General features: G+C 48.9%; 14 protein-coding genes and 1 pseudogene. 10 read left to right on the forward strand and 5 right to left on the reverse strand.

Annotated features, from left to right (window positions below; translation table 11 throughout):
* Positions 1-544 precede the first annotated feature (544 nt).
* Both IPJ96_02430 and IPJ96_02435 read left to right on the forward strand, forming a co-directional pair.
* Positions 545-943: a DUF983 domain-containing protein gene (locus tag IPJ96_02430; GenBank protein MBK7909203.1), complete on the forward strand. Its 399-nt coding sequence runs from the start codon at positions 545-547 to the stop codon at positions 941-943.
* 42 nt (positions 944-985) lie between these two features.
* The gene (locus tag IPJ96_02435; protein MBK7909204.1) at positions 986-1969 is read left to right on the forward strand and encodes a hypothetical protein; all 984 of its coding nucleotides are present in this window, start codon (positions 986-988) and stop codon (positions 1967-1969) included.
* A gap of 72 nt (positions 1970-2041) precedes the next feature.
* On the opposite strand, the gene tnpA is transcribed toward IPJ96_02435, so the two are convergent.
* The gene (gene tnpA, locus IPJ96_02440) at positions 2042-2494 is read right to left on the reverse strand and encodes an IS200/IS605 family transposase (GenBank protein MBK7909205.1); all 453 of its coding nucleotides are present in this window, start codon (positions 2492-2494) and stop codon (positions 2042-2044) included.
* 817 nt (positions 2495-3311) lie between these two features.
* Here tnpA and IPJ96_02445 point away from each other — a divergent pair.
* Complete coding sequence (locus IPJ96_02445; GenBank protein ID MBK7909206.1) at positions 3312-3485, forward strand: hypothetical protein; 174 nt, start codon at positions 3312-3314, stop codon at positions 3483-3485.
* A gap of 48 nt (positions 3486-3533) precedes the next feature.
* Positions 3534-4265: a hypothetical protein gene (locus tag IPJ96_02450; GenBank protein MBK7909207.1), complete on the forward strand. Its 732-nt coding sequence runs from the start codon at positions 3534-3536 to the stop codon at positions 4263-4265.
* A 1052-nt stretch (positions 4266-5317) separates the two neighbouring features.
* Here the strand turns inward: IPJ96_02450 and IPJ96_02455 are convergent.
* Genes IPJ96_02455 through IPJ96_02470 form a run of 4 tightly spaced genes read right to left on the reverse strand, consistent with a single transcriptional unit; the run spans position 5318 to position 11496 of the window.
* Complete coding sequence (locus IPJ96_02455) at positions 5318-8362, reverse strand: efflux RND transporter permease subunit (GenBank protein ID MBK7909208.1); 3045 nt, start codon at positions 8360-8362, stop codon at positions 5318-5320.
* Positions 8363-8395: 33 nt separating this feature from the next.
* Positions 8396-9445 carry an efflux RND transporter periplasmic adaptor subunit gene (locus IPJ96_02460; protein ID MBK7909209.1) on the reverse strand — a complete coding sequence of 350 codons (1050 nt, stop codon included), beginning with the start codon at positions 9443-9445 and terminating at the stop codon, positions 8396-8398.
* 15 nt (positions 9446-9460) lie between these two features.
* Entirely contained in the window at positions 9461-10822 is a 1362-nt protein-coding gene (locus tag IPJ96_02465) for a TolC family protein (protein MBK7909210.1), read from the reverse strand.
* Between the two features lie 59 nt (positions 10823-10881).
* Positions 10882-11496, reverse strand: a complete 615-nt coding sequence (locus IPJ96_02470; protein ID MBK7909211.1) for a TetR/AcrR family transcriptional regulator — start codon at positions 11494-11496, stop codon at positions 10882-10884.
* Positions 11497-12236: 740 nt separating this feature from the next.
* Here IPJ96_02470 and IPJ96_02475 point away from each other — a divergent pair.
* The 6 genes and pseudogenes from IPJ96_02475 to IPJ96_02500 all read left to right on the forward strand — a co-directional run bounded on the left by IPJ96_02475 (position 12237) and on the right by IPJ96_02500 (position 22372).
* Positions 12237-13049, forward strand: a complete 813-nt coding sequence (locus IPJ96_02475) for a T9SS type A sorting domain-containing protein (GenBank protein ID MBK7909212.1) — start codon at positions 12237-12239, stop codon at positions 13047-13049.
* Positions 13046-16156: a hypothetical protein gene (locus IPJ96_02480; protein ID MBK7909213.1), complete on the forward strand. Its 3111-nt coding sequence runs from the start codon at positions 13046-13048 to the stop codon at positions 16154-16156. Before IPJ96_02475 ends, IPJ96_02480 begins: the two co-directional genes overlap by 4 nt.
* Positions 16157-16339: 183 nt before the next feature.
* On the forward strand, positions 16340-17260 hold the full coding sequence (locus IPJ96_02485; protein MBK7909214.1) for a T9SS type A sorting domain-containing protein: 921 nt from the start codon (positions 16340-16342) through the stop codon (positions 17258-17260).
* A 616-nt stretch (positions 17261-17876) separates the two neighbouring features.
* Positions 17877-18689, forward strand: coding sequence for a hypothetical protein (locus tag IPJ96_02490; protein MBK7909215.1), 813 nt, complete (start codon positions 17877-17879; stop codon positions 18687-18689).
* A gap of 109 nt (positions 18690-18798) precedes the next feature.
* Positions 18799-19583: pseudogene (locus tag IPJ96_02495) on the forward strand (IS5 family transposase).
* Positions 19580-22372 (forward strand): hypothetical protein, encoded by a 2793-nt coding sequence (locus IPJ96_02500; GenBank protein ID MBK7909216.1) that lies wholly within the window; start codon positions 19580-19582, stop codon positions 22370-22372. The pseudogene IPJ96_02495 and the gene IPJ96_02500 overlap by 4 nt, the downstream one beginning before the upstream one ends.
* Positions 22373-22406 lie beyond the last annotated feature (34 nt).

A 22406-nucleotide genomic window follows, 5' to 3' on the forward strand; every position in this document is an offset into this window, starting at 1 on the left:
GGGTCATGGTGAGTGGCCTGAAAAAGCTGGCGAAAAAAAGCCGGGCCGTGTATTCATGGGTGATCAGGTTGACATCCCTACTTTCCTCCCTTCCCTTGATTCCCTAACTGCACCTTAAATTTAAGCTAAAAGGGGTATGCGCAGCAACTGATAAAAGTCAGGAAAATCGGGGGATTTGGGGGATTTTGGTCTTGTTAGCGAATAGCCAATAGCGAACAGCGAATAGAGCTTGTTTGGGGTTCCGAGTTTCGAGTTTCGAGTTTCCGGTTGTTGAATTGACACCGGAGATGCGTGCTCACCTACACTCAAATATCAGAAAACAGGCTCGGGGTTCTTGATTTGGCCTGTTATCGTTAAGTATTCAAACATGAAAATCCTGTCATGCGCATGGCACACGCTCTAAGGCAAAAGTGTGATCAATGCAGAAAGGTTCCCCATGCACACCACCACTATTCGCTATTCGCTATTGGCTATTCGCTAAACTTCCGCCAGTGACCAAAGTCACCGGCAGTTATTCCCGGACTGACTTATCTTTGTCCACACAATGGCTCATCCTCCCCGCCCCAATTTGTTTCTCTCGATCGCCGGTATGAAGTGTCCGGCTTGTCGGGAACATTCCGTTTTTACGCATCCGAATGCTTACGACCTGAAGCATGTGGGCGATATGCCTGCCACTTGTCCGGTCTGCGGGCAGGACCTTCGCGTGGAGCCCGGTTTTTATTTCGGTGCCGCGTATGTGAGCTATGCGCTGATGGTCGGCTTGATGATCATCACCGCTGCGATCTTCTACCTGGTGATGGGTGGCATCGGCGATTACATCTGGACTTTCCTGGGGATCGCCACGGCCGTCGCGATCCTGACCACGCCGCTGGTGTTCCGGTATTCGCGCGTGATCTTTCTTTACATCTGCGTCAAGTACAAAGGCGTGCCTTCGCGTCGATGAGGCTGGGGTTCCTTTCGTATCTTGGAATGCGAAACGAACGTCATGCTCCGATTTTTCGAACCCTGGTTACAAGCGCTGGACGAGGTCTTGCGCAAATGCAAGCGTCGTCCTGATCCGGCGGAAGCTTTTTACAAGAGCGATGCCCGCTCGATCCTTTTTCGCCTGGAGGCGCTGAGTCGTATCGGTCGGGGCATGCTGGATAAAAAGGCGTTCGATCCGTTGTACGACCGTTTCAAGCAGCTCGAAGACATCCTCGGCGCGATGGACCATGCCGAAGCGATGCTTGAACAGATCGGCGGGATCAAAGGGCTGGCGAAGTTCGCCGCCGCGCGTTACGGAAAAACCTACAAGCAGGAGTTGAAGCAGTTGGCCCTGATCCTGGAGCAGGACGGTTGGTGGTCAGGGGAAGCGCTCCGCCAGGTACGCGACCTGGTGGCCGTGCATGTGGTGGAAGAAGATGGTAAGTTCCGGAATCGTCTGGGTGAATTCCTCGCCCGTGAATTGGAAAAGACAGAGGAGCAGTACCGCGATGGGGAGCTGAATCCTCACCAGCTCGAAGGCGGGCTGCACGAGTTGCGCCGCAAGCTGCGCTGGTTCAGCATTTACGCGGCGGTCTTGCAGGGACGCTTGCGTTTGGCGAAAGTCCCGGTAGTCGACGAACGGCTGAAGAAGTACTGTACGAAGGAGATCGTCGGTTCGCCGTTCAATAAGTTGCCATCGACACCGAAGGGGGTAATGGCATTGACGGTTCAGTCGACCTATTTCTATGCGTTGAGTTGGCTGATCCGGGAGTTGGGCAATTGGAAGGATGCCTTGCAATTGAACGAAGAGTTGGAGTCGCTGCTTCGGGAAAGCACAATTACCGATCCGGCGGTCCTTTCGGATTTCCGCGCGCGACTTCGCGCGACCTTACCCGCGGAGCCGGCGGCCATCCCGGTGATGGCGGAGGATGCGATCGATGATTTCGTTTACCGTGACCGGATCCTGATGCGACTGGCGAGGGACTTGCGGCGGTCGGAGGATTGACTTCGGTGCGTGAAGTTTTAGCACACGGACTACACGGATATTACGGACGATCACGGGTCCGGATGAGTAAGTTCAGTCGGTGAGGTAGCGTGCCTCGTAATCGACTTTATATTCCTGAAGGAGCCGGATGAATTCTTTCAGCGAGTCTTCCCGCTGGTGGTGCGCTTCCTGGTTCTTTATGTAGTTGTAGATCTTCTCCACCTCATGCGGCGAGCAGGAGAACATGCCGAAGCCTTCCTGCCATTGGAAGTTTTGTACCGTAGGGTGATTTTTCTTTACCCAAACAGAGCTTCTCGATTTTACGTTTTGCATTAACGCTGCCGGAGCCATGTGGGGGCGTTGGACATAGAAGATGTGGATGTGATCCGGCATACTGTTGACGATGACCACGCGTTGTCCATGATTCCGGATAATGCCGGCGACGTAGGCATTCAGGTCGTCCTTCCAGGATTTTTCAATGAGGTTCCTGCGGAACTTCGTGCTGAAGACGATGTGCAGATAGGCTTGTGAATAGGTGTTGGCCATGGGTCAAAGAAACTGCTGTGTTCTCCTGAATACAACTCCATATATGCGGTTTTTTGTTTTAATGGATATTTTGATCGTGTTTCAAGAAGAGGCCTTGCTGGCTACTTGGAAACTTTTTATACCGCGACCCCTACGGGGTCGTATTCTGACGGATCGTTGGGGCTAGGATACCGGCGCCCCTCTGGGGCGCGGACAGTGCAGCCAACCATCGGTTGGTTATTGATGGGATTGAGTGCTGGGATACCGGTACCCCTCTGGGGCGCGGACAGAGCAGCCAACCTTCGGTTGGTTATTGATGGGATTGAGTGCTGGGATACCGGTGCCCCTCTGGGGCGCGGACAGAGCAGCCAACCTTCGGTTGGTTATTGTTGGGGTTGAGTGCTGGTATACCGGCACCCGCCGGGGCACGGACAGAGCAGCCAACCTTCGGTTGGTTATTGATGGGATTGAGCGCTGGAATACCGGTGCCCCTCTGGGGCGCGGACAGTGCAGCCAACCTTCGGTTGGTTATTGTTGGGGTTGAGTGCTGGGATACCGGCACCCCGCCGGGGTGCGAAGGGTATGGATCTGGTTTTCTGATAGTCGTTTTGATATACAGTTCCTGGGATGTCTTTGCGTCCCGTAGGGACGCCGGTATCCTAGCCCACAGGGCGGTTTGGTTGGTTACGGCCCCGTAGGGGTCGCGGTATGAAAAGGTGACAGAGATATGTGGTGTAATTGAAGAACGAAATTGACAGGCAGTTGATATCTTTATTCTGTTATCGTATGAGGCCAGGTAAGACCATTTATTGTTTGTTACGGACGATCACGGATCAAGATGAGTAAAAAGAAAAAACGCGAATCGGCGCAGCAGGCGGCGCGGCGGTTGCAGCGGAAGCTGGCGCTGCAGCAGGGTTTTTATGACGGTCGATTCCGGGAACGGGCGGTGGCTGACAAGAAAAAAGAATCGAGGAAGCGCTGGGCTCGCCGCAAGGACGGCGATGAAGCCTGAGTTCCGTGGCCTGCGGGACAGCCTGAAAAACCCTTACCTTCGTCGCGCATGCGTTCCCTGCGAATCCTTGTCGTCCTGCTGCTGACGGCCCTTTCCGCATCCGCCCAGTTGGGCATGCGCACCCGGAATCCGTTTTACCTGTACCCCCGTTTCGGCGTCATCGGGAACAATCCTGACATGGCGGCGGTGCTGAAGCAGAAGCTGGATCCCACCAAACAACGAACGCTGGATGTGGAGTACTCCGCAGCGCCTTCGCTGCACCTGGGTTGCGACATCATCCGCCTGCGCGGCGCGGTGATCGGTCTGCAGGCCACCGGGCTCTATGCACAACCCGAAATGCTCGTCGGGGGTGAACGGGAAAAATGGCGCGCGGGCCTCGGCGAAATGTACATGGGCCAGGCTACGCTTTTCTTCGCGCTCAATTCGAGCGGCGATCCGTATAACCTGTTCAGTCTGCCCAGTCACTCGCAAGGTGAATCGGTGATCGGGATCACCGGCGCGGTGATCCAGATGAACGAAGTGACACCGACGCAACGTGCGGTCGATTCGCTCGGCATCAGCAAGATCAACGCGAGCCTCTCCCGCGCGTTCGGTGTTTACATCGGCTGGAACTGGCGCCTGTGGGATTCCTCCTGGGTGTTCGGCATCAATGCTTCGCTGATGTGGGAGACCGGCGGCAAGCATGTTGAAATCGAGACCTCGGAAAAGTCGTTCTATCGTCCGGGGACGATGAAGTTCGCGCCGCGTATGGCTTCGGCGGGGCTGGGGTATCACTTTTGATTTACTGTATTTTTTGATTTTCGGCGCTGCTGCAGTGGTCGTAGTTCCTAACGCGCCGACCTGCGCTTCAAACTACGACCAACATCGTAGTTCCTAACGCACTGGCTTGCGCTTCAAACTACGACCAGCATTCGTAGTTCCTTCCTCGCTGGCAGGCGCTTTAAACTACGACCAGCAATGTTCGTAGCAATGTCACCGCCGGATTATTCGACCCCTACGGGGTCGGGATCGTTTTGGGATTTTTTAGCTAGGATTATGATGCCCCTACGGGGCAGGGTGGTGTTTGATTGATGCGTAGGTCGTAGTTTCTCTCGCTCTGGCCTAGGCTTCAAATTACGACCAGCTTTTGTTTGTCGGTGTTGTTGTTTGGGGCTGGTGCTTAGGTCGTAGTTCCTAACGCACTGGCTTGCGCTTCAAACTACGACCAACATCGTAGTTCCTTTCGCTCTGGCCTTCGTTTCAAACTACGACCAACATCGTAGTTTCTTTCGCGCCGGCCTGCGCTTCAAACTACGACCAGCAATGTTCGTAGCAATGTTACCGCCGGATTATTCGACCCCTACGGGGTCGGGATCGTTTTGGGATTTTTTAGCTAGGATTATTGTGCCCCTACGGGGCGGGGCGGTGCTTGATTGATTCGTAGGTCGTAGTTTCCTTCTCGCCGGCCTGCGCTTCAAAATACGACCAACATCGTAGTTTCTCTCGCGCTGGCAGGCGCTTCAAACTACGACCAGCTTTTGTTTGTCGGTGTAGTTGTTTGGGGCTGGTGCGTAGGTCGTAGTTCCTTTCGCGCTGGCTTGCGCTTCAAACTACGACCAGCTTCTGTGGTCGTAGTTCCTTCCGCGCTGGCAGGCGCTTCAAACTACGACCAGCTTCGTAGTTCCTAACGCGCTGGCTTGCGCTTCAAACTACGACCGGCATTTGCTTTAGCTGCTTGCGGAGTCGGAGTGTGGGTGCATAGCCCCGATGGCAGCGAGCGCCTGCGAGCGGACAGCGGGTGGAGACGGTGAAGCGGAGTTAGATTCGCTCCGCTTCTCATCTCATCTCTTCTATTAAGATCCTTGTTCGATCGCGGGCGGCAGGAGTTTGTAGAGGACGGGCGTGACGATGCGCGAAAGGAGGAGCGAGCTGATGAGTCCGCCGATGAGCACCCAGGCGAGTGGCGAGTAGAGCGGCGAGTGTTCGAGCACGAGCGGGATGAGTCCGCCGATGGCGGTGAAGGTGGTGAGAATGATCGGCAGGAAGCGCGTCTCGCCGGCTTCGTGGATCGCTTCGTCGAGGCTGCGACCTTCGCGGCGGAGGAAGTTGGTGTAGTCGACGAGCAGGATGGAGTTCTTGACTTCGATGCCGGCCAGCGCGATGAGGCCCACGACGGCGACGAAGGAAAGCGTGTTACCCGAGACGAGCAGGGCAACCACGGCGCCAATGATGCCGAGCGGGATCACCGACAACACGATGAGCGTGCTCTTAAAGGTCTTGAACTCGAGCAACAGGATGCCGAGGAAGCCGAAGATGGTGATCACGATGATGGTGCCGAGTCCGCCGAAGCTTTCCGCGCTGCTCTCGACTTCGCCGGCGGCCATGTAGGTGAAGTTGTCAGGCAGGCGGAGTCCCTTCATGCCGTCGAGTACGCGGGCAGTGACTTCGGCGGTGTTGTAGCCTTCTTTCGTGTAGCTCGTGACGGTGATGTAGCGGTTCTTGTTGTAGTGCTTGATGGTGGGCACGGCGCGTTCGAAGTGTACGGAGGCGAGCTGGCTGAGCGGGACGAGTGCGCCGCTCATGGACGAGACGTACAAGCGGTCGAGCGCGGAGAGGTCGGGGTGACCGTCGCGCTGCAGCGTGGCGTTGATGGTGTAGTCTTCGCCCTGCTCGTCCTTGTACGTCGCGATACCGAGTCCGGCCAGTCCCATGCGCACGGTCTTGTCGATCTCGCTGGTGGGAATGCCAAGCAGCGCGGCTTTGTCGGTGTTAATGGCCAGGCGGAGGTCGGTGGTGTAGTTGGTCAGCGGGTTGTTCACGTAGAGGGTGCCTTCGGTGCCTTTGAGCAGGCTCTCGACGCGGCCGGCGGCGGTGCGCAGGCTGTCGAGGTCTTCGCCGAAGACGCGGATGGCGATGGGCGCTTCGATGGGCGGGCCCTGTTCGAACTGCTTCACTTCGATGCGTGCGTCCGGATAGGCGCGGAACGAGTCGCGCAGGGCGCTGACGGTCGCTTCGAGTTCGGGCAGGTCCACCGGTTCCATGCGCACAAAGAGCTGAGAGAAGTTGCTGGTCTCGTTGCGCTGGATCTCGTTGTAGTACACGCGGGGGTTGCCTTTGCCTACGTTGCTGTACACGGCCGTGATCTTCGGCTGCCGCATGACCACCTGCTCGGCGTAGCGCGCGATGCTGTCGGTCTTGTAGAGGTTGGTGCCGATGGGCGTTTCGATGTTGACGAGGAACATCGGCTTCTCGCTGCGCGGGAAGAGGCTGAAGCCCACCACGCCGAAGAGCGTGAGGCTGCCAAGGAAGAGCGCAAGCGCGACGAGCAGCGCGGCGACCGGACGCTTCAGCGCGCGATCGAGCAATTTGGTGTAGGTGCCGCTGATGACGCGTTGCAATCCACGGAGGAAGACGTTGCCTTCCTGTGAGTGCTTGTCGCTCAGCACGAGGCTGCTGAGGAAGGGCACGATGGTGACCGAGACGAAGTAGGAGGCGATGATGGTGAGCACCACCGCCATGGGCAGGCTGCGGATGAAGTCGCCCGCGCCTTCGGGCATGAAGATGATCGGCAGGAAGGCGACGATGAGGATGGCGGTGCAGCCGAGCACGGCGAGCGAGATCTGCTGCGTCGCTTTGATCGCCGCGTCGCGCCGCTTGTAGCCGTTGCGCAGGAAGCGCTCGATGTTCTCCACGACCACGATGCTGTCGTCCACCAGCAGGCCGAGGGCGATGATCATGCCCACGATGCTGAGCTGGTTGATGGTGAAGCCGAAGAGGTTGAGCAGGAAGAGTCCGATGGCGATGGAGAGCGGGATGGAGATCATCACCACCAGCGAGGCGCGGGAGCCGAGCGGCAACAGGGTGATGAGCACGAGCAGGATGGCGATGCTGAAATCGCGGGTGAAGTGCGAAAGGCGCCGGCCCACGTCGTCGGCCTGTACGAAGCCCTGTTCCAGCCGGATGCCTTCGGGCAGACGCGCGACCGCGGCGTCGATGAGGGGAGTGACTTTCTTTTGTACTTCGAGGATGTTGGTGCGGTCCTTCTCGCTCACCGTGAGGAAGATCGCCTTCTTGCCGTTGTAGCGGGTGAGGTAGGTCTCGTCGTTGTAAGCCATCTCGACCGTGGCGATGTCTTTGAGGTACACGATTCGGCCGTCGCCGGCCTGCACGACGGTGTTGCGCACTTCCTCGACCGAGCCGTAGTCGCCGCTGGTTTTGATGTTGAACTTCTTGCCGCCCGCGTCGATGCTGCCGCCGGGGATGTTCTGGGCCTCGCTCTGGATCGCGCCGAGGACGCGGTTGAGCGAGAGGCGGTGCTGGGCCATCTTGCCGAGGTCCACGGAGACGCGCAGTTGCTGGTCGGGGTAGCCGTGCAGCTTCACTTTTTTCACCTCGCGGATCTTCTCGATCTCCTTCTTGAGCGCGTCGGCCTGGTCGTCGAGCGCGCGGTAGCTGGCCGAGTCGGTGACGAAGGCGAGCTGGTAGGTGCTCACGTCGGAGGCCGTCACCTTGCGGATCTCGAGGCTGAGCAGGTCGGCGGGCAGGGCGGGTCGGAGGCTGTTCACCTCGCGCACGACTTCGTTGTATTTCTCGTCGGGGCTTTCGCTGTAGATGAACTCGACCTGCACGACCAGCAGGCCGTCGTCGATGTCGGAGCGGATGCGCTTGATGTTGTCGAGCTCGTTCAGCTTCTCCTCGATGGGATCGGCGACGAGTTTTTCCATGTCGGTGGGACTCGCGCCGGGGTACACGGCTACGATGAAGAAGTTCGGCGCGCGGAAGAGCGGGTCTTCGCCGCGGGGCATCGTAAAGAGGGAGGTGATGCCGAGGGCGAGCACCATCGCGAAGATTACGATGGTGAACTGGTAGTTCTTGACGGAGAATTCGGTCAGTCTCATGGGAAGGTTGCGAACGGGATCAGGGGAAAAGGATCAGCGGAGGACGGTCACGGTCTCGCCGTCGTGGAGGTAGGAGGCGCCGTCGGTGACTACGGTGCGGAGGGTTTCGTCTTCGGCGCGCACGGCCACGCGGTCGGGAAGGATGTGGGCCACCTGCACGGTGCGGGCTTCGACGGTCTTGCTGTCGTCGCGCAGGCTGAAGAGCGTGGCCGCGTCGCGGTCGGCGGTGGTGACGGCTTCGATGGGTACGAGTCCGAGTTTCTCCTTGCGCGCGGGGAGCAGGCGGATGCGTGCGACGAGTCCGCTCGCGAGGCGACGTTCGCCGGCCTCGATGCGGAGTTTGACGGAGAAGGTGCCGGTGAGCGGGTCGGCCACTTCGGCGATCTCGCTCACTTCGGCTTTGAGCGTGTCGCCGGGGTAGGCGTCGAGCCAGACCTGGGCCGGGTCGCGGAGCGCGAGGCGGGCCCAGTCGCGGTCGGCCACGCCGATGCGGATGACCCAGTCGCCGGGGCGGGTGGAGTTGATCACGTACACCGGTTGGCCGGGGCCGACGAGTTCGCCTTCGTTCATCAGCTTGCGCAGCACGCGGCCCGACTCGGTGGCGTAGATCGACGAGTAGCGCTGGTTGAAGCCGGCGATCTGCAACGCTTGTTCGGCGAGCTGGTAGCCGGTCTGCGCGTTCTGGAACTGTTCGAGCGTGGCGGCGCTGTCGCGGTAGAGGTTGCTCACGCGCTTGAAGTCGCGTTCGGCTTTTTCAAAGGCGTTGCGCGCTTGTCCGAGCTGGGCGTCGATCTCGGTGAGGTTGAGGCGCGCGAGGAGCTGGCCCTTGGCGACGGCCTCGCCTTCGTCGACGAGCAGCTCGGCGATGATGCCGCCGGTCTTGAAGGAGAGGCGGGCTTCCTTGTCGGAGACGAGCGTGCCGCTGGCGAGGATGGGTTGGGCGAAGTCGGTGTACTCGACCTCGGCGACTTTCACGCGGACCGATTCTTTTTTCGGTTCGTCGGTCTTGGCGGCGCCGCCGCAGCCGGCAAGGGTCGCGGGAAGTACGGCGAGCAGGAGGAACTTGTGGATGAAGGTTTTCATGGGAGAAGGTTTTGATCAGAAGGGGTAGGCGGCGAGGGCGCGTTCGAGTTCAGCCTGCCGGACGAGGGTGAGGGCGCGCGCGGCGTTGCGCGCGAGCCGGTTGTTGGTCCACTGGGTGAAGGCGTCGGTGAGTTCGAGCAGGAGCGCCTGGCCTTCACGGTAGCGCGTGAGCGTCTGCCGGTAGTATTCGGCGGAAAAGCGTTCCTGCGCTTCGGTACCGGCGGCCTGCGCCTGCGCCGACTGCAGCGCGAGGCGTGCGGTGGTTGCCTGGAGTTCGAGTTGCTGCTCGGTTTCGGCGCGTTTCGATTCGAGTTCGCGCAGGCTGGCTTCGGCCTGTTGCACTTTGCGCGTGTTGGTCATGCCGGCAAACAGGTTCCAGCGTAGCTGTACGCCGCCGAGGTAGTACTGTTGGTCGTCGTCGAACTTGTAGTAGAAACCCTGGTAGCCCGCGTCGAAGAAAGTGTTTACGGTGGGCAGCAGGTAACCGCGTTTCATGCGCACGAGGTATTCGCTCTGTTTGATGCCGCGCTCGAGTTGCGCAAGTTCTTCGCGGCGACCAATCGCGCCTCGCGCCTCGTCCCACGTACGTCGGTCTCGCACCTCGGTCTCGCCCGAAGGTGTCAAAAGCGTCGTATCCACTGCGACTGGTGTATCCTGCGGGCGGTTGAGGAGAAAATTGAGGTAGCGAAGCGCGGCTTCGCGGTTGTTGACCGCTTCGGCGCGAGCGGCTTCGTTCTTCGCGAGCTGGGCGTCGATGCGGAGGAGGTTGGCGCGGAGGGCGAGGCCGTTACCGACGAGCGTTTCGGTAAGGCGGCGGTTGTCCTGCAGGAGTTTCGCGGCGTTGGTGTAGATGGCTACGGCCTGATCGGCGCGTAGGAATTGGTAGTAGGCGGTACGGATGTCCTTCACCAGTTCGCGTTTGTACACGGCGAGCGCGGCCTGTTGACCGCTGTAGGCTTCGCGCCGGATCTTTTCGTTGTACCAGATCTCGGCGTTGATGAGCGGCAGGGCGAGGCGGAGGCGGGTGTCGTGGAAGTCGTTCGGAAGGAACTGTTCCGATACGTTGGCGATCTGCGGGAAGGCGTTGCTTTGCGTGAGCTGGTTGAGCGTGCTGTACACCGGGTTCATGAGGTCGCCTACGGGAATGTCGATTTTCCGTCCGCCGTCGGCGTAGGTGTAGTCGGCGAGCAGGCTGAGGGATGGCAGGAAGAGTCCGCGTGCTTCGCGCAAGGCGGCGAAGGAGCGTTCGAGCGCGATGGACTGCTGCCGGAGGCCGAGGTTGGAATCGAGTCCGGCGCGCAGGAGGCTGTCGAGCGTGCCCTGGGCGCGGCTCAGGGCGGGGGCGAGGAGGAAGAGGAGGATGACCAGGCGTTTCATATGGATTTGTTAACGCTTACGATTCTATGAACACTGTTTAGTGCAGGGTTAAAAAAATATCAGGCGCGGATGTGGTGGAGGTATTCGTGGAACGCCTGGCGCATGCCTTCGGCGGCTTCTTCGTGGGAGATTTCCATGACCATGAATCGGTTTTTGAGGTAGATGGATGCGAGGCCGTGGACCATGCTCCAGGCCTGTAGTGCGCCGAGGTTGGCGTCGGCGTAGCGGATGCATTTTTCTTCGATGCAGTCGGCCACGGTGGTAAGCAGGAATTCGTAAGCGTTGCAGCCGTTTTCCCAGAGCATGTTTTCCTTGATCACGTTCATGGGTGCGGTGAGGATGAACATGAGGTCGTAGTACTGCGGATTGGAAAATGCGAAGTCGAGGTAGGTAAGTCCGAGTGCGCGCAGTCGTTCGAAGGGGTGTCGGATCTCGGCCAGTGGCGCGAACGATTTCGCGAGCAGGTCGAAGGCTTCGCGTTGCACGTCGTAGAGCAGCTCGTCCTTGTCCTTATAATAGAGGTAGATGGTGGCGGGGCTGTACTCGATCTTTTCGGCGATGGCGCGGATGGAAGTCCGCTCGTAGCCCACCTCCACGAACATCTCGAACGCCGCGTCGAGGATCTTGCGGCGCATCTCCTGTTTCTCACGTTCTTTCCGTTCGGCGATGCCCATGGTTGTTTTGGTTAACGGGGCGAAGTTAGTGAACGGTGTTTAGTAAAATCAAGCTTATCGACCCACATTAATCATATTTAATTGAATATCAATCATATAATTTAATCCCAGATTGATTCCGCCTGGATTAATAGCATTTCTAGAGATCGGTCCAGGTAGCCCATTGCTTTTCGGCGCTGAAGTATTCTGAATGCCGGTCATTCATCTGATAAAACAACACGATTATGCCTAAAGGAGCAATTGCATAACTGCAATGGAAGAGCAATCAGTAAATCAAGATGGAAGCATGTGTTTACATGTAACAGCTACTATTCCACCTGACAGACAGGGTGGATGATTGCTAATTCCGTCATAGAGAATCGAAGTTCCCTCCGGAAGCCGGATTAGCTTTCAGCGTGGGCTACTTTGTCTAACGTTTTCTCTTTTCAAAGCGGGACACGATTCAGGAAGGGTTTTATGGAAGATCTCCTGTATCGATATTGTCCGCGGTGGCTTAGCTCGTAATTGTATTCCATCAGCCCTTGTTCCGGATCATGCTGCAATTGTTCAATAGTCTGATAGGCCTTCTCGAACGCTTTCATTATCCTTCACCTTTAACATTACCAGGATCACCCTGCGGGTTTTTCGTTCCCGATAGTTAATTCGATAATGATTGCCTATTTCTCAACGTATGTTTATCTTGTGTTGCGTTGAGAGCTTACAGGTAAGTTACTCAATCAGTTCATTGAACTTTGAAAAGCATGAAAAAAATCTATGTGTTAATCACGTTTTTGATGAATTTATTTAGTGGGATGACTTACGGCCAATCTCAATGGAGATTTCATGTTGCATTTGAGGATGGAACCGGTCAAAGAGATACTGTATGGATGATCTATGATTCAACTGCTACTTTTGGAGTAGACACAAGTCTGGGAGAGGGTTATACTCCATTAGATCATTCCAGATTTAATGTTTGGATCTACAATCCAGCATTTGACACTACAAAGGTCTCAGCACTTCCATTTCTCATGTTCCCTAGCCATGGATTATCATATATAGAAGCAATTGGGTTTACCTATCCTCTGATAATCAGGTGGGATACAAGCCTTTTCCAATCACCTTTACTACCGATAGATTCATCTAATCAAGTGTTCTTTAATACAGCAGAGATCGATAACGATTATTTTTGGGCTATTAATAATGACCCATCAGCACACGCGTATAATATGTTGATTACGGATTCTGCTTTCGCGCCGTATTTTATTTTTGGTTCTAGAAGCCAGTTTCCGATGAATATCCAATTGTGGCATGACCCTTTGAATAATATAGACAAGACCAGTTTTAGCACATGTCTTTTCCCAAATCCAGGAAGCGAAAACCTGACGATTAGAGCTCTCAGTTTAATAAGTAATATAAAAATATATAATTCGATGAGTGTTTGCGTTCGTACTTATAACGAATTACATTCCACTAGCGTGGAGTTGCATACACCGGAATTGCCAAGTGGAATGTATTCAATTTGTATAATTTATGAATCAGGAGAATCCCAACTGGTTAAATATATTAAGCTATGAAACGCACTATTTATTATCTCCAAGCTCGAGTTCTTGCTATTTTACTTTTAAGTATCGGAACAAGTATCAATCTACATGCTCAGAATTGTATGGATGATAACTTGCCAATAACATCTTATTCGCAATCAGCATATGGGTCACAGTACGGTTGGTATTTACCTGCCCTAGGCACTATTCGAATCTTAGTAGTTCTTGCTGAAGTTAATTACGATGTTAATTCAGACCCGAACCCTTACGTTACATGGCAGCAGGGAACTTTTCCGACATGGGGTGATAATTTATTTAATGCTAGCACTCCTTCGAATGGCTTGTTTACACACTATTTCGAATTGGCGTCATCAGGCAATCTTCAAGTTGAAGGCGATTATTTAGCGCCACCATTGAATGGCGGAGTCATATCAGTTAATGAAAGTGACATTATCTCGCAGGGTGTCGAGAATGCGCTAATTTCTGCAATAAATAGTCAAATGACCTCTGGGTTTATTACCAGATCAGGAATAATAAATCCGGCACATTTTGATATGTGGACTCCTAATGGCTACGGCATACAAAAAAATAACGTTCCAAATATATCAATTGATCATGTAATGATAATGTGGAGAAATCACACAATTCCAAATGGAACAGGGAATGCAAGTCCTAATCAATTAGGCATCGGCACTATTCTGGGTTATTCAACAGATACTTGGTCTCAGTTTGGAGCACAGACCAATATGCCTTTAGATATTTCAAGGCATGAGTTTGCTCATTTGATTGTGGGAGGAAATAACTTCCATGTTTCGGGAGGAGCAGAGTTTAACATGTGGCTCAGTAAGAATAGTGCCCATGCCATACTTAGTCTGTCTAGTGCAGCATTGAATTGTTGGAGCGCTTGGGATAGAAATCGATTGAATTGGATTGCGCCCGGAAATTCATTTTCAATCTCAGCAAGAGATATGAATAATTTGTATGAGATTTCCGGCGATTTGGATGCAACAGTCTCTGGCCATGCGGGAATATATACATTGCGCGATTTTGTGACAACAGGTGATGCGATAAGAATTAAGTTGCCTTTTACCCCTTCAAATAAATATCAAGAGTATATCTGGTTAGAGAACCATAATGGGAGTAGCATGAATGGAATTCAATTTGACGAATATCGATCAGCCATAGGCAATTCATGCATTACTCCAGCGACTTATGGACTTTATGCTTATATGCAAATCGGAAAAGATAATGAGGTTGACAATGTATATCAGAATGTATTTGGGGATCCATCAGATTATTTAAGATATATTTCTGCCGATGGATTTTTTGACACAGATATTGAATCTGCAACGCAAACAACAAGTTGCTGGCCTCCCCCCATCAAGCCGTTTTTTAAAATTGAGGAGAACCCGCTTACAGGTGAATGTGATTTAGATGAATTATCGACTGATATAGTGCCACCTTTTGATGTCTTGAATTATTATGATCGCTACCCCAAAGTATATCAAAATGAGCAAGGTGTTTATCTGTATAATGTTTTTCAAGCGGGTAATTCTAGACAAGTATTTACACTAAACGGAGTTAGAAAGTTTGGATTAGGATATAATCCATCAACTTCTTCAATGATTAATCTAACTAGTTTTGACATTCAAGCGAATAATCCTAAAGATCAACGAATAGTTTATTTGAACGGGGTGTCCATAGAGATTATATCGCAAAGCAGTGGTAATATACAAGTTCAGATTAGATTTGATGATGTCGATATTGTTAGCGATCAACGTTGGTGCGCACCAGAAATCCACCTAAATCCAATCGGTCCGAGCAATGCATATTCACTCAATCTGAAAACTAACAAGGTAATCATCCTAGATCAAGGACTTACTGCAACAAAAATGACCGATCCTTTACTTTTTCATGGGCGAAAAGTGTTTTCTGATCCGACAAGTTTTTACTGCAAAGCTGGTTCTTTTTTGAACCTTGAGCCGGGCGCAGAGTTTGTTGTAGATAATAATAGTCAACTAATTTTGGAGCCTAACAGTAGAATAGACATAGGTCAAAACGCTATCCTAAGAGTTAAAAGGGGAGGGCGTTTAGTCATTAATACTGGAGCTGTGATAAATGTGAATGATGGAAAAATAATTATTGAAGATGACGGCTATGTTAACTATTTTCCGAACTGTACAGTAAACCTTGACGGCAATGTTGCTGTATTTGAGATAAATGGCATGTTGAAATTGGAAGACAATGCAACTTTGCGATTAAATCGCACGACTTCAAATCATGGCTTTTTTCGTTTTAATAATGCTTCACTTTCGCCCTCAAGAAATGTTATTTGTGGGGCTAATTGCTCTATTGATATTAGTGGTGCTTCACAAAGCAGGAAGATTATTCAAATTGATCAAGAGTCACTTTATATCCCATCGGATATTGTTTTCTTTAATTTGAATCGAGGAAAAGTTGAACTTAATAGCAACTCCAGGCTACAAGTAGAAGGTATTACAACAAATGTTAGCGTGACATTTTCAAAATTTACCAGTAATGTCGCTGGCCAGAATAACAATCATCGTGGGCTTAATCTATTCGGTCAATCTAATTGTACTGTTAGCAGTTGTATTTTTGAATATGGTAAGTACGGGATATTTGCGTGGCAAACACTGGGTGGAGGTTCTCTTACTGTTATAGCTTCGGTTTTTAGACACAATGTGTTTGGAATCCGTGTCCAAGATAAGGGGCTAAATTTGTTTAATTGCAGTTATTTTAATAATCAATATGGTATTTATGGTGGCAATATGACTCACCCTTCTTATTTCTATCAAGCTGTAGTGGGGGGTACGCAGGTTAGTTCTAATGAGAATGGAATTAGATGGCAAGGGGCTTCAACCCCAGTACTGACACTCGATGATCCATTGATTAATTTTAATAATATAGCAACTCGTGTTGATAACTGTCCCCTGTATATAAAATGTGGGACCATATCATGGAATCAGAATGGTGTGGTTTTTAATTATGGTGCGAGCTTGCATATGGATGACAATGTGGCTATTCCTCATCCTGCGAATGTCACAATTGAGAATAATTACTATTCAATTCGCACGGTTTATGGCAGATACCTGTATCTTTTAAGGGTCAAAATAACCTAAAGCCAATTCAAACCGGAATAGGCCACAGTGTATTCGGACTGCTGATGGCGCCTCCATATTCGATCAATGTTGATAATAATTGGTGGGGAGCCCAAGGGCTTTCATCCGCGGAGTATAATTTGACTGATGGCGTATCTAATAATTATTCTCTTACAGGTATTGTGTTAAGTAATGCTTCATCATGTGGCCAAGCATTTCCACCCAGGGAGTCCTCCATGTGATATGGGTGATCCGCTGAAATATTGCCCTCAATGCGATTTGATAAATACTGACGATTTCATTAACAAGCCGCTGAATGAGGCAACAAAAGAAGCAATTGATAAGTTTAATTCTCAGAGTCAAAATAAATATACTGAAGCAATTAATTTGTTAATTCAAATATTAAATGAGAACTACAATAATCCCAATAATGATGAAATATATCTTTTAAATTACAGTTATATTAAATTGATGGAGGCGTTAGGATTTGCTTATAGGTCTGAGGATCTTATTTGTAATTCAGATTCACTATTGATATCAAGAATAATCGATATTATTCAAAACAGAATTTCCTTGGCTAACAGTCAAGATGATAAGTATGAAAAATATGTTTATTCTCTTGACAAAGCTCAAGTATTATGGTTGGCCTGTTTAAGAAGTGAATCCATCGAACTTTTAAATGAAATGTTATCATGGGCCCCCGACCAAGATTGTATTGCAGTGATAAATTCAATGATCTGCCAGATTAATGTAGAAGAGGCGGCTCTCTTGGGGGCAATCGATAGGGCTCTAATTGAAGAGGAGTTGAATAGCTGCAGTAGTAGTAATTATCGAATAAGCAGCAGTAATATTACTGTGCAGGAATCGGAATCGAATCAAAAGAATGGAGCCATGCACATTAATATAGGCCCAAATCCCGCAAGCGATTATTTGGAAATAAATGGAGGCGGTGACTTATATAAAGTGACTTTGCTGAATAGTACTGGCCAAATAGTTTATAGCGAATTGGATAGTTATGGATCGAGCATTGACTTATCCTACATTGCAAATGGACTTTACTCAGTCGTGATAAACGACATGGTGAACAATAAGATATTTACAGAGAGAATTGTGATCTATAAATAGTAAGAGTTTAGAACATCACAGTGAAGTAGAACGAACAGGCGGGTTACGGTGATGGAGGAAGAATTTCGCTATGGTTTTCGAGTATAGGTAGTTCAAAGGCGGGCCTTGTGGCGGATACTAAGGCAAACTAAAGGGTACGTAGGCGGTCACGGAGAGAAATAGCTGTGGGCCACTGCGAGGCGCTGTGCTACAATTTCCGACAGAGCCGAGGTGATTGCTAATTCCGTCATAGAGGATCGAAGTTCCCTCCGGAAGCCGGATTAGCTTTCAGCGTGGGCTACTTTGTCTAACGTTTTCTCTTTTCAAAGCGGGACACGATTCAGGAAGGGTTTTATGGAAGATCTCCTGTATCGATATTGTCCGCGGTGGCTTAGCTCGTAATTGTATTCCATCAGCCCTTGTTCCGGATCATGCTGCAATTGTTCAATAATCTGATAGGCCTTCTCGAACGCTTTCATTATCCTTCAACTGTAACATTACCAGGATCACCCTGCGGGTTTTTCGTTCCTGACAATTAATTCGATAATGATTGCCTATTTCTCAACATATGTTTATCTTGTGTTGCGTTGGGGGCCTCCGGTAAGTTATTCAATCAGTTCATGGAACTTTGAAAAGCATGAAAAAAATCTATGTGTTAATCACGTTTTTGATAAATTTATTTAGTGGGATGACTTACGGCCAATCTCAATGGAGATTTCATGTTGCATTTGAGGATGGAACTGGTCAAAGAGATACTGTATGGTTGATATATGATTCATCTGCGACCTCTGGAGTTGACACAAGTCTTGGCGAAGGCCATACGCCACTAGATCATTCACGTTTTAATGTTTGGCTATTTAATCAAGCAAGCGATACTACAAAGACCAAGGCCATTTCTTTTTCAGCTTTCCCAAATCATGAATTAATTAGTATTGATGCAATTAATTTTACTTACCCATTGATAATTAGATGGGATACCAGTCTTTTTAGATCTCCTATATTGCCAATTGATACCCCCTCAAATCGATTTATAAATGTGGCCGAAATTGTTAATGATTATTTTTGGTCAATAAACAACGATCCTCCGTTACAAGCATACAACATGCTCATGACAGATAGCGTACTAGCACCACAATTTAATTTTGGTTCTCGAAGTCAGTTCCCCATGAGTGTGCTTTTTTGGAATAATGCATTAAATACAATTGAGGAAGCAGATACATTTATAAGAGTATTCCCTAACCCAGGATCATATATATTAATACTTGATTCACCAACCCCCATTCAGAACATTTATATTATTAATTCTTCAAACTCCATAGCCTCTTCATATAAGAAAGTGTATCGAAATAGTATTGAGATAAATGTGAATGAACTACCAAGTGGTTTGTACACTATTTATATTCAACTTGCTTCGAATATGATAAAGAGGTTGAAGTACATCAAATACTAAAAGCCATCTCAAAGTTAAGAAAACATCTATACCTTTAACAATCAATCGTTTAGAAGCGGTGTCGTGTGGATGAAAATCGTTTTTCTAGCTGCATTTACTTGCAAGGAAAATGGGTTTAACGGAAGACCAATGGAAGCTTCTGCTTAGGAGTAAATCTGGAAAAGTAGGAAGGCCACCTCAGGAATTGCGAAGGATTGTCAATGGAATATTGTGGATCTGTCGGACTGGAGCACCATGGCATGATATGCCTGGCAGGTATCCGCCGCATCAGAATTGCCACAGGTATTTTCAAAATTGGGTTCAATCCGGATTGTGGAATAAAATACTACACTATGGCGGATCGTCAATGACCTTATAGAACGAGGGAAGATTGACTTAACTGAATGCTTCATAGATGGCACGTTTGCAGCGGCCAAAAAAGGGGCTCTGGTATTGGAAAAACTAAGAAAGCAAAGGGCGCCAAGATCATGGCAACCGCAGACGCTTCTGGTTTACCTGTCTCCGTATGGGCCGGAACTGCAAACACCCATGAATTAAAGTTGGCGGAAGAGATAATTGATTCGAAGCATGTGAACGGACGTTCAGAAAAGCTCATTGGTGATCAGGCTTACGATAGCGATCCTCTGGACATAAAGTTAAAAAAGAGTAATAAAGCTAATTGCACCGCACTAGAAAAACAGAAAGAAAAAGGCCGCGCAATATTAAAGGACACTCTGTATATATGTCAGACGATGGAAAGTGTAAAGACTCTTTGCATGGCTTCAGAATCACCGCCGTTGTGGAACTCGATACGATTTCCATGTCGAGAATTTCCTCGGTTTTTTTCAGCTTGCATGTGCGAGAATTCTGATAAAGACAATCTTGAGACGAGTTCTAATAAATAAAATGACATGAGATACGGTTCAATAAAATATATTTTAAATTTACTTAATTTAATTTTGGCCTGTAATCACCTTCTTGCTCAGGAATGCATGCAGGATTTAATACCCGCTTCCTATCCAACTGCTATATACGAGTCAAGAAATGGTTGGCATTTGCCCTGCTCGGGAACCCTTCGAATTTTAGTTATTCTAGCGGAAGTAAATTATGATGTGGGCGTTGACCCAAATTCTAATGTTACTTGGCAGCAAGGGACATTTCCTGTCTGGGGTAATAGTATGTTTGATATGTCTGTTCCATTGACTGGATTATTTACTCAGTATTTTCATTTAGCTTCATCTGGCAACTTTTTTGTACAAGGAGATTACTTGCAGCCTTCATCAAACGGCGGTGTTATTACTGTTAACGAAAGTGATATTATTGCCTTCGGCTATCAGAATGCATTAGTAGCTGCAATCAATAATCAGATGACTACAGGATTTGTAACAAGATCCGGCATTACTAATCCAGCCTTTTTTGATTTATGGACACCTTCATTATTTGGCATGGCGAAATTGAATAGCAGTAATTCTTCATTCGATCATGTTATGATAATGTGGAGGAATCATAACATAGCTACTGGCACAGGAAATGCCACAACTCTTAACTTGGGTACAATATTAGGATATAATTCAGATTCATGGTCTCAGTTTGGGGCGCAGGTTAATATGCCATTGGACATTGCAAGACATGAATTTTCACATTTAATAATTGGTGGAAATAATTTTCATGTATCTGGAGGGAGTGAAGCAAATATGTGGATTGGTAAAAATAGCGCACATGCTATGCTAAGTTTAACCAGTGCGGCATTAAATTGTTGGAGCGCATGGGATCGACACAGATTAAACTGGATCGCGCCGGGAAATCAATATTCAATATCCGCCCGAGACGAAACTAATTCGATGGAAGTTTCAGGAGATTTAGATGCTTCTGTTTCGAGTCATTCCGGAACGTATACATTACGTGATTTTACTGTTACTGGCGATGCAATAAGGATAAAATTGCCATTTACACCAGGAAATAAATATCAAGAATATATCTGGTTGGAGAATCACAATGGTAGAACCATGAATGGGGTATTATTTGATGAATATCGAACCGCAATTGGAAATCCATGCATAGACCCCGCAACTTATGGCCTCTATGCTTATCTACAAATAGGGAAAGATGTGATAAACGATAATCTAGCATCAAATGTTTATGGTTCACATTCCGATTATTTACGATACATTTCTGCGGACGGTTTTTATGATGTGAATTTGGAGGCCACAGCCCAAGTAACAAGTTGTTGGCCTGTGCCAATTCTGCCCTTTATTAAGGGGCTGCCTAATCCACTTACAGGAGGATGTGACCTCGATGAAATCTCGATTGATAGAGTACCGCCTATCAATGAGCTGGATTATGATGATAGGTATCCAAAGATTTATGAGAATAATCAAGGCGTCTATCAATATAATGTGTTTCAAGCAGGAAATCCGAGGCAAGTCTTTAAGTATAGTGGTGCTAGAAAGTTTGGATTAGGCTTTAATCCAACAACTTCATCAATGATTAATCTTTCTAGTCGACAGGATCCTATTGGTGATCCAAAAGATGAGAGAGTTGTGTATCTAAATAGTGTTTCAATTGAAATTGTTTCTCAAAATGGTGGAAACATTCAAGTTAAAATTAGATTTGATGATGTCGATGTTGTTAATGACCAAAGATGGTGTGCTCCAGATATTCACCTGAACCCAATCGGAAATACTGGAGGCTATTCATTAAATTTGAAGAGCGGGAAGAGGATAACCCTAGATCAAGGATTGACGGAAACAAAGATGGATAATCCAATAACTGTCAATGGATTATTGGTTTTTTCTGATCCTACAAAGTTCTATTGCAAAGCTGGCTCTTTCATTAACATTGAGTCAAATGGAGAATTTGTGGTTGATAACAATAGCCAGTTAATTCTTGAATCCAATAGTAGAATTGACCTAAGTCAAAATGCAACTCTAAGAGTTAAAAGGGGAGGGCGTTTAGTCATTAATACTGGAGCTGTGATAAATGTGAATGATGGAAAAATAATTATTGAAGATGACGGCTATGTTAACTATTTTCCGAACTGTACAGTAAACCTTGACGGCAATGTTGCTGTATTTGAGATAAATGGCATATTGAAATTGGAAGACAATGCAACTTTGCGATTAAATCGCACGACTTCAAATCATGGCTTTTTTCGTTTTAATAATGCTTCACTTTCGCCCTCAAGAAATGTTATTTGTGGGGCTAATTGCTCTATTGATATTAGTGGCGCTTCACAAAGCAGGAAGATTATTCAAATTGATCAAGAGTCACTTTATATCCCATCGGATATTGTTTTCTTTAATTTGAATCGAGGAAAAGTTGAACTTAATAGCAACTCCAGGCTACAAGTAGAAGGTATTACAACAAATGTTAGCGTGACATTTTCAAAATTTACCAGTAATGTCGCTGGCCAGAATAACAATCATCGTGGGCTTAATCTATTCGGTCAATCTAATTGTACTGTTAGCAGTTGTATTTTTGAATATGGTAAGTACGGGATATTTGCGTGGCAAACACTGGGTGGAGGTTCTCTTACTGTTATAGCTTCGGTTTTTAGACACAATGTGTTTGGAATCCGTGTCCAAGATAAGGGGCTAAATTTGTTTAATTGCAGTTATTTTAATAATCAATATGGTATTTATGGTGGCAATATGACTCACCCTTCTTATTTCTATCAAGCTGTAGTGGGGGGGTACGCAGGTTAGTTCTAATGAGAATGGAATTAGATGGCAAGGGGCT

The sequence above is a fragment of the Bacteroidota bacterium genome (assembly GCA_016713765.1).
GTDB classification, from domain to species: Bacteria; Bacteroidota; Bacteroidia; order AKYH767-A; family 2013-40CM-41-45; genus Pollutiaquabacter; species Pollutiaquabacter aromativorans.

What these genes read in the sequence shown, in the direction of transcription:
- IPJ96_02430 (MBK7909203.1), top strand. Translation starts at nt 545, where the DNA reads ATGGCTCATCCTCCCCGCCCCAATTTGTTTCTCTCGATCGCCGGTATG.
- IPJ96_02435 (MBK7909204.1), top strand. Translation starts at nt 986, where the DNA reads ATGCTCCGATTTTTCGAACCCTGGTTACAAGCGCTGGACGAGGTCTTG.
- tnpA (MBK7909205.1), bottom strand. Translation starts at nt 2,494, where the DNA reads ATGGCCAACACCTATTCACAAGCCTATCTGCACATCGTCTTCAGCACG.
- IPJ96_02445 (MBK7909206.1), top strand. Translation starts at nt 3,312, where the DNA reads ATGAGTAAAAAGAAAAAACGCGAATCGGCGCAGCAGGCGGCGCGGCGG.
- IPJ96_02450 (MBK7909207.1), top strand. Translation starts at nt 3,534, where the DNA reads ATGCGTTCCCTGCGAATCCTTGTCGTCCTGCTGCTGACGGCCCTTTCC.
- IPJ96_02455 (MBK7909208.1), bottom strand. Translation starts at nt 8,362, where the DNA reads ATGAGACTGACCGAATTCTCCGTCAAGAACTACCAGTTCACCATCGTA.
- IPJ96_02460 (MBK7909209.1), bottom strand. Translation starts at nt 9,445, where the DNA reads ATGAAAACCTTCATCCACAAGTTCCTCCTGCTCGCCGTACTTCCCGCG.
- IPJ96_02465 (MBK7909210.1), bottom strand. Translation starts at nt 10,822, where the DNA reads ATGAAACGCCTGGTCATCCTCCTCTTCCTCCTCGCCCCCGCCCTGAGC.
- IPJ96_02470 (MBK7909211.1), bottom strand. Translation starts at nt 11,496, where the DNA reads ATGGGCATCGCCGAACGGAAAGAACGTGAGAAACAGGAGATGCGCCGC.
- IPJ96_02475 (MBK7909212.1), top strand. Translation starts at nt 12,237, where the DNA reads ATGAAAAAAATCTATGTGTTAATCACGTTTTTGATGAATTTATTTAGT.
- IPJ96_02480 (MBK7909213.1), top strand. Translation starts at nt 13,046, where the DNA reads ATGAAACGCACTATTTATTATCTCCAAGCTCGAGTTCTTGCTATTTTA.
- IPJ96_02490 (MBK7909215.1), top strand. Translation starts at nt 17,877, where the DNA reads ATGAAAAAAATCTATGTGTTAATCACGTTTTTGATAAATTTATTTAGT.
- IPJ96_02500 (MBK7909216.1), top strand. Translation starts at nt 19,580, where the DNA reads ATGAGATACGGTTCAATAAAATATATTTTAAATTTACTTAATTTAATT.